Consider the following 15,539-nt stretch of genomic DNA (forward strand, 5'->3'; position numbering starts at 1 on the left):
TTTTTTCATAGATGCATTAAATAATACAGGTCCACTTACATATCCTCCAGTTCCTATTACTATATCTGGTTTAAACTTTTTAACTACTGATCTTGATTGTTCTAACCCTTTAAATAACTTAAATACTCTTTTTACATTATCTAAATCTATTTTTCTTTTAAACCCTTGTACTGTTACTGTTTTTAGTTCATATCCGTATTTTGGAACTATTTCTGATTCTATACCTTTCGCTGTTCCTACAAATAATATTTCAGCGTCTGGGTGTTCTTCTCTTATTCTGTTAGCTATGGCTATGGCTGGATATACATGACCTCCAGTTCCGCCACCTGATAATAATACTTTCATTGTATCATCTCCTGTTAGTTAATTTTGACATATTTTGAGATGTTTAATACTATACCTATTGCACTCATAAAGATTATGAGCGATGTTCCTCCGTAACTTATAAATGGCAGGGCAACCCCTGTAACTGGCATTGATGATGTTGCTACTGCAATATTTAATGCTGCTTGAATTCCTATTTGAGCACCTATACCAATCACTACCATACAAGCAAATACATTTGAACATTTTAAAGCTATTCTTATACATCTATATACTAATATTACAAATAGCATAATTACTACTGCACATCCCACAAGACCTAGCTCTTCACCTATTATAGCAAATATAAAGTCATTTTGTGGTTCAGGTATGTAAAACCATTTTTGTTGACTTTTACCTAATCCCATTCCAAATAATCCTCCTGATCCTAACGCATAAAGACCTTGGATAACTTGATATCCATTTCCAAGTGGATCTTGAAATGGGTCTAGGAAAGAAGTAACACGTTTTAATCTATAAGGAGCTGCGATTACTAATGCCGCAAATAAAGCAGCACCGCTCCCTATCATCGCGATTACAAACTTCATATCCATACCTGCCACAAATATCATTACAAATGTAACTAATATTACAGTCCCCGCTGTAGACATGTTTGGTTGAAGTATTATTAATGCGAAAAATAGCGATGGTATCATAAGAAGTGGAATAACTCCTTTTGTTAAAGACTTGATATTGTCATATCGTTTTTCAATTAATTTTGCTGTTATTATTATAGTTGCAAACTTTGCGAGTTCTGCCGGCTGTAAAGTAAGACCTCCAACTCCTAGCCATCTTCTTGCTCCGTTTGCCTTTATCCCTAACGGAGTTAAAACAAGAAGCAATAATATAACAGCAACAATACCTATAGTTTTTGCATTCTTTTTCCAAAATCTATAATCTATCTTTGCAGTAAACATCATAGATATAAATCCTAATGTTGCATATACTAGATTTTTCTTAAGAAAATAATAAGCATCATGATGCTTAAATGAAGATTGAACAAAACTTGCACTAAACACCATGATGATTCCTATAAATACTAAAAGCATAGTGGTATAGAATATAACACTATCAAATTCAGTCTTCATCCCCTTGTCGATTTGCTTTTTTAAAGCTTCTTTAGACATTTGATAAACCTACCTCCATTCCCGAGATAAGAGGTTATTTTAAATTAGCTACATTATCCTTGAAGTCGTCTCCTCTTACTTCAAAACTTTTGTACATATCCCAACTTGCACAAGCTGGTGAAAGAAGTACTACATCATCTTTAACTGCTATTTCATAAGATTTATTAACTGCTTCTTTCATATCTTTTACTCTATATATGTTTTCAAATCCTTTTTCTTTAGCACATTTTTCTATAATAGGCGCAGTTTCACCTAATAAAACTAATGATTTAACCCTTCCTTTTGCTATTTCTAATAATTCATCAAAACTACTTTGCTTATTCTTACCACCTGCTATTAATATTATCGGTCTATCGTAAGACTCAATAGCTTTTATAGTAGAGTCTGGATTAGTTCCTTTTGAATCATTAACAAACATAATATCATTTAAGTTTCTTATAAACTCTTGTCTATGCACTACTGCTGCAAATGACTTTAATACTTTTTTTATTACTTCTAAGTCTATATTAAATACATAAGCTATACCTATTGCAGCCATACAATTTTCTAAATTGTGATTTCCTGGTAAGCTTAATTCACTTTTATTTAGAAGTGTTACCTTTTCATCTATATCTATAACTATATTATTATTTTCATCTAAATATACTCCACCATCTATTTGTTTTTTCCTAGAGAAGAATATTTTTTTAGCTTTTATTTTTTTATCTAAATCTCTAACTTTTTTATCATCATAGTTTAATATACAAAAATCATCACTATTTTGATTCATAAATATTTTAGATTTAGCTTCTATATAGTTTTCCATAGTATGATGTCTGTTCATATGATCTTCTGTAAAGTTTAATATAGCACTTACTTTAGGTCTAAATGTATCTATACTTTCAAGTTGAAAACTACTTAGTTCTGTTACTAAAACTGACTTTTCATTAGCAAGCCCTACAGTATCAATGACAGGATTTCCAATGTTGCCAACTATGTATGTGTCATGATTAGCATTTTTAAATATTTCTCCAACTAAGCTAGTTGTTGTTGTTTTTCCATTTGTTCCTGTTATTCCTATAAATGTAGGTCCATTAGATAATCTATAAGCAAGTTCTACCTCACCTATAAGTTCAATATTTTCTTCTTTTATTTTAAGTATAAAAGGTAAATCTAATGGTACTCCTGGTGATACTATCGCCATATCTATATCATCAATATTTTCTGGATGGTATCCAAGTATATATTCTACATTACTTATTTTTTCTAATTCGCATAATATATCTTTTAATTGTTCTTTGTCTTTTATATCATTTACAACTATGTTTGCACCTAACTTATCTAAATGCTTGATTGTTGATACGCCAGTTTTTGCAAGACCAATTAATAAAACTTTTTTTCCTTCTAGGTCCATTTTTATACCCCCAAATTTAGAATACTGCTATTATACTTATCCAAGCTAAAACTACAGTTATTATCCAAAATACAAATACTACCCTAGTTTCTGGCCATCCACATTGTTCAAAATGATGGTGAATTGGAGCCATTTTAAATATTCTTTTCTTTCTTATTTTGAAAGATGCTACTTGAAGTATAACAGATATAGCTTCTGCAAAGTATATACCTCCTACTAAAGGTATTATAAGTATAGAGTTAGTTAAAACTGAAAATGCTACAACAGCCCCTCCTAATGCCATAGATCCTGTATCACCCATAAATATTTTTGCTGGATATGAGTTAAATCCTAAGAATCCTAAACATGCTCCTACTGTAGCAGCAGCTAGTACTGCTACATCAGTATTTACAGCAACTGTTCCTGCAAATAGCATAAAGAATGTAGCAACTATTAAAGTTACTCCTGATGCTAAACCATCTAATCCATCTGTTAGGTTGACTGCATTAACAATACCAATTATTATAAATGTCATTATAGGTACATATAAAATTCCTAAGTTTATGACTGCATCTGTAAATGGTATCATAAGTTGAGTAGCACTAGGTGATGTTGTATATTGGTAGTACGATATATATATAGCTAATGCAAATTGAAGAACTATCTTTTGCCATGGCTTTAATCCTAATGATCTTCTCATTTTTATAATTATAAAATCATCTAAAAATCCTACTAATCCAAATCCAACTATAGATATAAGCCCAACTACCATATCATTGCTTATTTTACTTCTAGTAAGACCTGTTATAAGTATCGCTACTATCATTAATATACCACCCATAGTAGGTGTTCCATTTTTAGCTAAGTGTGTTTGAGGGCCATCGTCTCTAACCGTCTGACCGAATTTAAATTTTGTTAACATAGGTATAAATATCGGACCTAATATAACTACTATTAGAAATGAAATCAATGCTGTATACGTAAGTTCTGTTATTCCTAACATAATATTTCTCCTCTCCCTTGCTGGCTATTTCGTCTATTTTATTACTTGTTAAGATATTCTACTATTTTTTCTAATTTCATACCTCTTGATGCTTTGACTAATACTATATCTTCTTCTCTTAATAAGCTGTCTATCTCATTAATAGCGTCTTCTCTCGTTTTAAAATGATATAAGTTTTTTTCATCAAATCCTAATTTTTTTGCTTCTTTGATTATAAAGTTTGAGTCATTACCAATAGTTATAAGAACATCTGCATTTCCTATAGATGCTTCTCCTACTAATCTATGTCCGTACTCTGAGTATTCACCCATTTCAAACATATCTCCAAGGATTGCTACTCTTCTAGTCTTATATCTTCCTAGTATTTTTAAAGCTGCTTTCATAGAATCTGGACTTGCATTATATGCATCATTTATTATTGTCATTTTGTCATTTTTAACTATATCTAATCTCATCTTTGTTGCTTTAAAATTCTTAAGACCATTTTTTATTTCATCTAAAGTAAGTTCTAAACTAATCCCAACTAATATAGCTGCCATAGCATTATATATATTATGTTCACCTACTGTTGGTATAAATATTTCTTCTTTTTTTCCATTTATATTGCATATAAATGTTATACTGTCTTCAGTCATTTCGTATCCTTCGCAGTATATATCATTATCTTTATTAAATCCAAATGTTTTTAATGTATATTCGTATTCTTTATCGTTTAGTTTAGATAAAAATTTATCATCTCCATTTACTATTAAAGTGTTTGAGGAATCAAAATTTGTAGTTATCTCCATCTTTGCTTTTAGTATTCCTTCTTGTGACCCAAGATTTTCTATATGAGATAATCCTATATTAGATATAACTCCTATTTTCGGATTTACTATATTAGCTAAGTATTCAATTTCGTTGAATCCTGACATCCCCATCTCGATTACAGAACATTTATAAGATTCATCTAAATTAAATAAAGTCAATGGTACTCCAAGTTGATTATTTAGATTCCCTTCATTTTTTAGTGTATTAAACTTAGATGATACTGCCGCATATATCATATCTCTAGTGCTAGTTTTTCCAACACTACCTGTTACACCTATATATGGTATATCAAATTTTTCTTTATAGTATTTAGAAATATCACCTAGAGCAATTTCAGTATTACTTACTTCTATTAAATTTATGTCCGAACTCTCTAGTTTTATGCTAGTACTTTCATTTTTTATAAAAGTTTTACAACCTTTTTCATATGCAGAGTGCATAAACTCATGTCCGTCTAAAGTTTCTCCTACTATAGCTACAAATACATTTTTATCACTTGCTTTTCTACTATCTATAACAACGTCATATACACGGTCATTTTCATTTCCACTAAGTAATTTACCATTTGTCGCAAGCACTAACTCTGATACTGTTAGACACTTCATATCTAACCCTCCTTCACCATTTTAACTATGATTTATTGATTACCTTAATAAAAGGCAATGTATACCAATATATACATTGCCCCCTTAGTAAACTTAACTTTTTAATTATATACCATATTTTTATTTTTTTGAAGGTATTTCTAACTATCTGTTATTTTTCTTTATTCAAAATATAACATTATACTAGAACCTTCAGATACTTTTACACCCGGTTTTGGGAACATATCTTTTATCTTAGTACCTTTAGGTATTTCTATATCAGCATCTAAATTCGGACTTAATTTAGCTTCTTCTAATACTTTAACTGCTTCTTCAATTGATAAATTTCTTATATCCGGAACTGATACTTGTGGTTTTTCTAACTCCTCTTTTTCTTTCTCTGTATATTGTGGCTTAACTCCTAAATACTTAAGTGAATCATTCATTATTTCTTTAATTATAGGACCCGCAGTTGTACTACCAAATGCACTTACACCTGTTGGTTCATCAACTATAGCTAAAACTACTATCTGTGGATCATCACTTGGAGCTATCCCCATAAATGAACATATATATTTACCTTGAGCATATTTTCCATCTATAACCTTTTGAGCTGTACCTGTTTTACCACCTATTCTATAACCTGGTATATATGCTGACTTACCTCCACCTTCACTAACAACAGATTCTATAATATCCATCATTTTTTTAGATGTTTCTTCTGATATTACCTGTCTTACAACTTTAGGATCAATTTTTTCAACTATATTACCTTTATTATCAGTATATCCTTTTACTACCCTTGGTTGCATAAGTTTTCCATCATTTGCTATTGCTGAAATAGCTGTTATAAGTTGAACTGGTGTAACAGAAATTGATTGACCAAAAGACATTGTAGCAAGTTCTACTGGACCTACATTCTTTTTATTATATAATATTCCTTTTGCTTCTCCTGGTAAATCTATTCCAGTTTTTTCAGTAAATCCAAATGATTCTATATAATCATACATTTTATCTACGCCTAATCTACTTGCAACTTCAACGAAAACTGGGTTGCAAGAGTTTTGAACACCTTGTTTGAAATACTGAGCTCCATGCGGTCTATAATGTCTCCAACATTTTATCCTTCTTCCTCCAACTGTTACACTTCCTGTACAAACAAATTGTTCATTTTCTTTTATTACATTTTCTTCAACCCCTGCTGATGATGTAATCAACTTAAATGTAGAACCTGGTTCATATGTATCACTTACTGCTGGATTTCTCCACATTTGATAATATCCTTTTAGCTTATCTTTATCATCATACTTCTCTAGTTCTTCTTCATAATATGGATAGATTGGAGTTCTTGAATCATTTGGGTCGTAATCTGGTTTTGATGCTAGAGAAAGTATATCACCTGTTTTTGGATCCATAGATATTACTGTTACTCTTTTTGCATTATTAACTTCATATGCTTTTTGAACTGCTTTTTCAGTATAATGCTGTATTACCTCATCTATTGTAAGTACTAAACCTTGACCTTGTACTGGCTCATAATATTTTTCCATACCTCTAGGTATTTCTCTTCCTGATGCATCTGTACTAACTATAAGCTTACCAGGTGTTCCTTTTAGGTGTTTATTGTATTTCATTTCTATACCGGCTATACCTTCTGAATCTGCTGAAGTATGCCCTAATACATATGGAGCAAAGTTTCCATATGGATAATATCTTTGATTATCTTCTGCTACCCAAATACCTGGTATTTGGGCTTCTCTTATTTGTTTAGCTTTATCATCATCTATCCATCTCTCAATCTTTACTAATGCCATATTTTTCTTACTTACTAATTTATGTATATCTTCATATTCCTTACCTAGAATTTTTGATACTTTCTTTGATGCATCTTCTTTATCAGACACTTCTACTGGTTTACACCACACAGTGTATTTTGTAACACTAACAGCAAGTTCTTTCATATTTTTATCATATATAGTTCCCCTTTTTGGCTCTATTGGAATTTCTCTTGTTTGTTGATCTGTTGCCTTAGTACTTAACCATTCTCCCTTTACTAGCTGAAGATATCCCGTTCTAAATATTAAAACTAAAAATAGAAAACATGCTAGTATAAGAACAAGTACTAATCTTTTTTACTTATCCTTTTTATCTTTTTCAACTATCTTCCCCCCTAGTTCTTCACATCTATATACTTTATTTGTTCTTGTCTTGGATAATCCATATTTAGTTCTTCTTTAGCCTTTTTCTCAATCTCAGGTATTGATGTACTAGTGTCTACTTTTGTTTTTAATTCATCTCTTGATATTTCTTTTTCTTTTAATTCTTTTTTTAAGTAGTGTATATCGTATTTAAGCTTTGATATAACTGAATACCCACATATATTTCCTAAAATCACTGCAAATACTACCGCTATAAAAGTACTTTTAAATATTATCTTTTTTACTTTTAATTTATATTTACCTTTATATTTATTCTTTTTCTTTTTTTTATATTCGTTCATGTCCTTTATTTTATTATTTTTTTTCATATAGACCACCTCTAATAATTCTTTTTAAAAGAAAATCAATATTATTATATTTGTTGTATACATGACATCTTCCTTTAACAGTTTGTCGTGAAATTAATACACTAAAAAACAAAATTCACTCCGTTCATATCGCCAACGACTCCGTCCGTTGCTTAAATTTAGGTATTTAAATAATAAATTATCCAATAATATAGAAAAAAGGCTACAATACTAAATTCAGTATTGTAGCCTTTTTCTATAGTTATTCATAAGATCCATAAACCAATATCTTTTTATTTTCTATCATTATTTTCCCATTTGCTATTACAGTATCAATTCCTAGATTTTTATCTAATAAAATAATATCTGCATCTGATTCTTCTCTTATACACCCTTTTTTAGGATATACTTCTAAGGCTTTAGCAACATTAGAAGTTATATAAGTTAAACTTTCTTCTATACTAAAATCTAATTCATCTACCATAGATTTAAATTCATCATGCAAACTTTTAACACTAGAAACTCCCATTTTAATTAAATTTCCTGCGTCATCGTATTTTGACCAACTTCCATATCCGTCAGAACTTATAGTTATATTCTCTAAAGGAACATTATCTTTAGCAGCCCTTTTAATACATTTTCCAGGATTTAATTCTCTTTTAATTCCACAAGTTAAATCAATTTTACCGCCACGTTTTGCATAATCAAAAGCCTCTATTAAAAGTTCTTCTCTTCTATTTACATGAGTTGGTCTTATAGTTTTTATAGGTATTTCAGTTTCTTCTAATATTTCATTTACAGGTGAAAGTCCTTTTTTACCATCTCCCATATGTAGCACTACAATTCCAGCTTTTCCACTTAACATTCCAGCAACTCTTGCATCAGATGCTACTCTTATAAGTTCATCATTAGTAACATTTGGCGCTCTATGATCTGATAATGCTAGCTTCACACCTATAATTTCATCTACAAAGCATATATCTCTTTTAACTGAATTTGTAAGTGTAACTGTTGGATATTCATATGAACCAGTATGTGCAAATACTGTTATACCTTCTTCTTTCAACGCTTTTGCTTTAGAAACTAAATTTTCTACATTTCTTGTAGTTCCATCTGTTCCAAGTAAACCAACTACAGTTGTTACTGCCGCTGTAGTTAATTTAGTTAATGTAATTTCAGGAGCTCTAGTCTTAAAACTACCTTCTCCTCCTCCTCCAGTTATATGCACATGCTGATCTATAAACCCTGGCGTAAGTATTTTATCACTACCATCTATTATTTTTATTTTATTATTTTTAAATTCAATATTTTCTTCTATTAAAACTATTTTTGAACCACTTATAAATACATCTTTTTTCCCAATATACTTTGGTGAATATATATCTATATTTTTAATTAATATCATAAATTTATACTCCTTCAACAATGTCCCTATTCTCTATATTTTTTTCATCATCATTTTTATCTAGTTTAGCTATACCAAATCCTGTAATGGCAAATATTATTGCAAATATTATACCTGTGTAATTAAGTATTGCCCATGGTAAGTATTCTAGTGTGGGTACACCTAAAGTTGCTGCCATATAAGCACCTGCTGCTGACCATGGTACTAAAGGTACTATAACTGTTCCTGAATCTTCTAATGTTCTTGATAAATTTTTAGGATGCAAATTCTTCTTTGGATAAACATTTTTAAATAATTCACCCGGTATAAGTATAGAAAGATATGAGCTCCCTGTTACAAAAGCAACTGTAAAGCAAGATACTATTGTAGCGATTATTATACCTACTGTAGATTTTACTTTTGACATTAATAAATCAAGTACTACATCAAGCATTCCAGAAACACTTACTATTCCTGCAAATCCCATTGCACAGAATATTAATACTGTTGTGCTTGTAACTGAAACTACTCCACCTCTATCTATAAGTTTTACTACTTCAGCTAGTGGCTCACCAACAAATCCAGTCATAGTGTATTTAAATCCTCCTACCAGTGATTCAAACCCATCTACAATATTAAAACCTTGTACAATAGCGCCTAAAAATATAGTAAGTATACTTACACCTAACATAGTAGGTATAGTAGGCCATTTTCTTACAGATCCTAAAATTACCAATACTATTGGAATAAGTAATATTATATTAAAATTAAACATTGAGTCTAATTGATTCATCATAGTATTAACTAACTCTGGAGTTACCATATCTCCAGATGCATTGAATCCAACTATTGTATATACTACTAAAGAAACTGCAGCAGCTGGTAATGTTGTATATAACATATGTTTTATATGATCATATAGATCACTCCCTGCTGCCATTGGTGCTAAGTTTGTAGTATCTGAAAGTGGAGATAATTTATCTCCAAAGAATGCTCCTGCAACTACTGCTCCTGCTGTAGCTGGTAGAGAAACTCCAAGCCCTCCTGCAATTCCCATCATTGCAACCCCAATAGTACCTGCCGCACCCCAAGATGTTCCTGTTACTATAGAAAGTATCGCTGATGCTAAAAATGCTGTTACTAATAAAAACTTTGGACTTATCATTTGAACTCCATAATAAATTATCATCGGTACAGTACCAGCAAACATTAATGATCCTATTAAAAATCCTACACTCCATAATATTAAAGTTGCTGGTAGAGCACTTGCTATTTTTTCAATTATAGCCTTTTGCATTTCTTGCCATGTGTAACCTAACCTTAATGCAATTACCCCTGCAACAAATGCTGATATAACCATTATCGGTTCTATTCTCATTTTAAACTTACCATATCCTATAGTTAATGAAAGTATCATAAATATTATAGGTATTAGTGCCTGTGCTAACGTAGGCTTTTTCTTTGCTGTATTACTCATATTTTATATCCTCCCTGTGTTATAATATTATGAATTTATATATAAGCAAATTCTGTGCCAAGTTTTATATAGTTTTGTTTATTTTTTTAGTATTTAAAAAGTAAAGTATTTTTTAAATTTTCAATTAATTTTTAAAATAAAATAAGAAAAGTATCTTACTTTAAAAATGTGTGCTTTTTATAGTTAAATAATAAAAAAGGGTTAAAATTTTTAATTTTCAACCCTTTTTATCCCATTATTCGTAATTTTCGTCCCATTTAAACCTTTATTAACATCTATATACTCTTTTTCTTTTAATATATTTATTATTCTTCTTAATTTACCTTCTCCTAAATCTATCCCTTCTTCATAAGAAATCATAGATAATGTTCTTCTTCCGATACTATCATATTTATAAATTGTTTTTAATACCCATAACTCATCCTCAGTTAAATCATCCTCAGTTTTATATTTATCCGATTTTATGTTTATATTATCTAATATATATTTAGGTAAATCTGAAACTTCGATTTTAAGGTTATCTTCTTTTATACTACTTAGGTATTCAACTATATTTATAAGTTCTCTTACATTACCTGGCCAATTGTAATCTTCAAGTACTCTAATAACATCTTCTTCAAAGAATTTTTCAATATCATAATGTTTATTAAACTTAGATATATAATAATTTAAAGTAAGTGATATATCTTCTTTTCTATCCCTTAAAGGTATTGTATATATTGGCATTACATTTAATCTATAATATAAATCTTCTCTAAAATTCTTATTTTTTACTTCATCTAATAGATTTTTATTAGTTGCTGCTATGATTCTTATATCTACAGGTATAACATCTGTACTACCAACTGGCGTTATTTCTCTTTCTTGTAATACTCTAAGCAATCTCGCTTGCAAATTAAGAGGTGCATCTCCTATTTCATCTAAAAATATAGTTCCTTTGTGTGCTTTTTTAAATAAACCTTCTTTTCCACCTTTTTTTGCTCCTGTAAATGCTCCTTCTTCATATCCAAATAGTTCACTTTCTATTAGATTTTCAGAAAGTGCTGCAAAGTTAACAGCAATAAATGGATAATCTCTTCTCTCTGATTCGTTATGTATAGCTTGAGCTAATACTTCCTTACCTGTTCCAGTTTCTCCTTGTATTAATACAGTAGAATTGGTTTTAGAAATTTTTTTAGACAACTTTATACTCTCTAAAGTATTTTTACAGCTTCCTATAATATTATCAAAAGTATATTTAGAACTATTTTTAATGTTCTTTTTCTTTTTTCTTAATTCTTCATCAATTTTATGTATATTATCGACCTGACTTATAACTATCATATTTCCAACATAGTTTCCATCATTTCCTATTTTTTGTTTAGATATTAAAAGTTCTTGATTGTTTATTTTTACTATATCATTTTTTAAATCATCAAATACATTATATATATCTTTAGATATGATATTATTTCTATCTATATTTAGAAATTGTACTGCTTTTTCATTGAGTACTAAAACTTGATTTGTGGAATTTGTATATATTATACCTTCTCTTTGATTATCTAATATACTAGTTAGCATATTTTTTAACTTTGTTGATTCATGAGCCATATTTATATACTTTTTAGATATCTCTACTATATTTCTATAAAAGTAAGAAGATAATAAATCACCATACTTATCTACCATATTTAATTTTATTAATATTTCTGTAATGCTTATTATATCCATTTGCCTAGATTGTATATCTATAACTTCTTTTATCTCTTTAGGAACAAGCTGAGACTCTCCTGGTGTAACTGCTATGTTAGTTTTTTCATAACTTCCTATACCAGGATAATAAGGGAAGTATTGTATATGATCTATACCTTGATTTTTAAGTTGCTTTATAGATATTTCACAACTTTCTTTATGATCATTTACAAGCAATACTTTTTCTCCTTTTTTTATCTTAATAAGCTTATCTATAAAGTTATGTCTTATTGATCTCTTAACTACAATTTGATTTACATTTGCTCCTAATTTATCTAACATCATTTTTCTTACTATTTCACTAGAAAATATTATCAAATCCCAATCAGGATTTATATCTAAGTTATTATCTATACCAAATACGTTTATATCTATTTTCTCGTCTAAAATACTTTCAAGTTGTTCTTTTATAGTTAAGCCCGTATCTTCCCCTAAAGATATTACTGCAATTTTTTTCATATAGTCCCCCTTCCTATCTGATTACATATTTATATAAAAATATAGAAGGAAATATTAATTTCCTCCTACTTAATTAACTTATTTATTTTCTTTGTGCAACTCTTAACTTAGCACTTCTAGATCTTGGATTTACTTCTATTTCTTCATCACTTGGAATTATAGGTTTTCTAGTTACAACCTTCACTAATGATTCTTTATCACATTGACATAATGGGAAATGTGATGGGCATACACAGTCTGATGCTAAATCTCTAAAAGCATTTTTAACTATTCTATCTTCTAATGAATGGAATGTAATTATACATATTCTACCATCTTCATTCATTATAGATACCGCATCATCTATCATTTTAGTTATTACACCTAACTCATTGTTAACTTCTATTCTTATAGCTTGGAAAGTTCTCTTAGCTGGATGAGGTCCATCTATTCTAGCTTTTTTAGGTATAGCCCTTTTAATTATATCTACAAGTTCTCCTGTAGTTTCTATATTTTTTTCTTCTCTCGCTTCTACTATAAACTTAGCTATACGTTTAGCCCAGTTATCTTCACCATAATCTTTTATTATCTTAGTAAGCTCTTCTTCACTATAAGTATTTACTACATCATAAGCAGAAAATTCACATCTTACATCCATTCTCATATCAAGTGGTGCATCTTGCATATATGAAAATCCTCTATCAGCTTCATCTAATTGATGAGAAGATACCCCTAAATCTGCAAGTACTCCATCTATTTTGTGTACTCCAATTTTTGCTAATTCGTCTTTTATATTTTCAAAATTACTGTGAACAAATCTTACTCTATCACTATATTCACTTAATCTTTCTTTTGCTGTAGCTATAGCATTTTTATCTTGATCAAATCCTATAAATAGACCTTTATCAGATAATCTTTTTACTATCTCTTTAGAGTGGCCTGCACCACCCATTGTACAGTCTACATAAACACCGTCTGGTTTTATATCTAAATTTTCTATGCACTCATTTAAAAGCACGGACACGTGATGAAATTCCATTTTTTTATCTCCTTAATTACTACTTCTTTATTCTTCTATTTTATCTTCTTTATTTTTCTTTGACAAATATATATGGGCTATTATACCACCAACTACACCTGCTAAGCTTATAACTTGTGCCATTCTAAGTGGTCCTATCATAAGGCTATCAGTTCTTAGACCTTCTATAAAGAATCTACCTAGAGAGTATAGTGTTATATAATAAATTATAATTTGTCCTTCATATTGTTTTTTCTTTCTAAATATCCATAAGAATATAAATATACCTAAATTCCATATAGATTCATATAAAAATGTAGGATGAACCTTTACTCCATCTACCATTATACCCCAAGGTAAATCAGTTGGACCACCGTGAGCCTCTCCATTTATAAAGTTTCCCCATCTACCTATAGCTTGTGCTAAGGGCATACCTAAAAGAACAGTATCTGCCATTTTCCAAAAATTAATATTTTTAATTTTAGTAAATATGTATCCTGTAAGTATTCCTCCAATAAGCGCTCCATGAATTGCCATTCCTCCGCCTCTAAAGTTAAGAATTTGAGAAACATTTTGAGAATAATATTCCCAATTAAATATTACATAATACAGTCTTGCACCTAAAAGCCCTGCTGGAATAGCATAAATTGCTAAATCTAATACATTTTCTTCCTTTATACCGACTCTTTTTGCTTCTTTTATAGCTATAAGTGTTCCTAAAATCATTCCTGTTGCCATAAGCACTCCGTACCACATTACATCTATACCGAATATACTAAATGCCACTCTATCCATATTTTCACCTCTTAACCTTTATTCTTATTTTTAATATTTCTAAATAAGTTTATAATTATCATAACCTCAAAATTTGTATTTTTTATGAAGTATGATGTGATAATTTAATAATATTAATATATCTTATATATGTTAATTATTCAATGTTAATAGTATTATATTTACTATTTTAGCTAAATTTTATAATATAGACATATTTATATTTAAGGTTTAAAATATTATCTGAAGTATATACTTGAGGTGAAAAAATGGATAAAAAATATTCAATGCCTATATATCACAAAATTGCCCTAGATATAGCAAATAAAATTTATGTAGGCGAAATAGAAGAAGGCAGCTTACTGCGTGGAAGATCATCTCTTGCTGGTACATATAATGTATCTCCAGAGACAATAAGAAGAGCTATGAAAATACTTGAAGATTTAGGTGTAGTTTCTAGTGTTAAGGGAAAAGGAATCTTGGTACTTTCTTCTTCTAAAGCTCTATCTTTTTTAAATAAGAACCAAAATATTACTAATGTCTCTTCATATAAATCTAACTTAAATAAGCTTATGGCAACAAAATCTAAGTTAGAAAATGAAATAATTGATAATATAAATAAAATAATAGATTACTCAAGTAGACTATCTAATATTAACCCTTTGGTTCCATTTGAATTTGAAATTACAAATAAATGTAAATTTATAGGCTTAACTGCCGGAGAAACTAAATTTTGGCAACATACAGGTGCAACTATTGTAGGTGTTAAGAGAGATGGAGAACTTATAATATCTCCTGGTCCTTATATTGAATTCATGGAAAATGATATACTTATGGTCGTTGGTGACAGTAGTATACACCACTCAGTACCATCATTTTTATATGAACAATCAAATGAAAATAACAATGAGGATATATAAGTATTAATCTATAAAAGTACAGGCTATAA

At 29.4% G+C, this 15,539-nt stretch carries 12 protein-coding genes and 1 pseudogene; 1 reads left to right on the top strand and 12 read right to left on the bottom strand.

Features of this window, described 5'->3' with window-relative positions; translation table 11 throughout:
* The 12 genes and pseudogenes from JWF52_RS08920 to lgt form a co-directional block, all read right to left on the bottom strand.
* Window positions 1-345 (bottom strand): UDP-N-acetylglucosamine--N-acetylmuramyl-(pentapeptide) pyrophosphoryl-undecaprenol N-acetylglucosamine transferase (locus tag JWF52_RS08920; protein WP_208333226.1); only part of this gene is annotated, 345 nt, incomplete at its 3' end.
* A gap of 14 nt (window positions 346-359) precedes the next feature.
* Window positions 360-1,490, bottom strand: a complete 1,131-nt coding sequence (spoVE, locus tag JWF52_RS08925; RefSeq protein WP_208333227.1) for a stage V sporulation protein E — start codon at window positions 1,488-1,490, stop codon at window positions 360-362.
* Window positions 1,491-1,524: 34 nt separating this feature from the next.
* Window positions 1,525-2,883, bottom strand: a complete 1,359-nt coding sequence (gene murD / locus JWF52_RS08930; RefSeq protein WP_208333228.1) for a UDP-N-acetylmuramoyl-L-alanine--D-glutamate ligase — start codon at window positions 2,881-2,883, stop codon at window positions 1,525-1,527.
* 16 nt (window positions 2,884-2,899) lie between these two features.
* On the bottom strand, window positions 2,900-3,865 hold the full coding sequence (gene mraY / locus JWF52_RS08935; RefSeq protein ID WP_286184072.1) for a phospho-N-acetylmuramoyl-pentapeptide-transferase: 966 nt from the start codon (window positions 3,863-3,865) through the stop codon (window positions 2,900-2,902).
* A gap of 41 nt (window positions 3,866-3,906) precedes the next feature.
* Window positions 3,907-5,280, bottom strand: a complete 1,374-nt coding sequence (locus tag JWF52_RS08940) for a UDP-N-acetylmuramoyl-tripeptide--D-alanyl-D-alanine ligase (protein WP_208333229.1) — start codon at window positions 5,278-5,280, stop codon at window positions 3,907-3,909.
* Window positions 5,281-5,441: 161 nt separating this feature from the next.
* Window positions 5,442-7,376: pseudogene (locus tag JWF52_RS08945) on the bottom strand (stage V sporulation protein D); the annotation flags it as partial.
* A gap of 53 nt (window positions 7,377-7,429) precedes the next feature.
* Window positions 7,430-7,786 (bottom strand): hypothetical protein, encoded by a 357-nt coding sequence (locus tag JWF52_RS08950; RefSeq protein WP_208333230.1) that lies wholly within the window; start codon window positions 7,784-7,786, stop codon window positions 7,430-7,432.
* A 241-nt stretch (window positions 7,787-8,027) separates the two neighbouring features.
* Complete coding sequence (gene iadA, locus JWF52_RS08955) at window positions 8,028-9,170, bottom strand: beta-aspartyl-peptidase (RefSeq protein ID WP_208333231.1); 1,143 nt, start codon at window positions 9,168-9,170, stop codon at window positions 8,028-8,030.
* A gap of 4 nt (window positions 9,171-9,174) precedes the next feature.
* Entirely contained in the window at window positions 9,175-10,626 is a 1,452-nt protein-coding gene (nhaC, locus tag JWF52_RS08960) for a Na+/H+ antiporter NhaC (RefSeq protein ID WP_208333232.1), read from the bottom strand.
* Window positions 10,627-10,836: 210 nt separating this feature from the next.
* Window positions 10,837-12,819 carry a sigma-54 interaction domain-containing protein gene (locus JWF52_RS08965; RefSeq protein WP_208333233.1) on the bottom strand — a complete coding sequence of 661 codons (1,983 nt, stop codon included), beginning with the start codon at window positions 12,817-12,819 and terminating at the stop codon, window positions 10,837-10,839.
* An 82-nt stretch (window positions 12,820-12,901) separates the two neighbouring features.
* Window positions 12,902-13,837, bottom strand: coding sequence for a 16S rRNA (cytosine(1402)-N(4))-methyltransferase RsmH (gene rsmH, locus JWF52_RS08970; RefSeq protein ID WP_208333234.1), 936 nt, complete (start codon window positions 13,835-13,837; stop codon window positions 12,902-12,904).
* Between the two features lie 27 nt (window positions 13,838-13,864).
* On the bottom strand, window positions 13,865-14,611 hold the full coding sequence (lgt, locus tag JWF52_RS08975; protein WP_208333235.1) for a prolipoprotein diacylglyceryl transferase: 747 nt from the start codon (window positions 14,609-14,611) through the stop codon (window positions 13,865-13,867).
* 248 nt (window positions 14,612-14,859) lie between these two features.
* On the opposite strand from lgt, the gene JWF52_RS08980 reads away from it, so the two are divergent.
* Entirely contained in the window at window positions 14,860-15,510 is a 651-nt protein-coding gene (locus JWF52_RS08980) for a GntR family transcriptional regulator (RefSeq protein ID WP_208333236.1), read from the top strand.
* The last annotated feature ends 29 nt before the right edge of the window (window positions 15,511-15,539 follow it).

The sequence above is a fragment of the Clostridium sp. CCUG 7971 genome, from assembly GCF_017590215.1.
In the GTDB taxonomy this organism is placed as follows: domain Bacteria; phylum Bacillota; class Clostridia; order Peptostreptococcales; family Peptostreptococcaceae; genus Faecalimicrobium.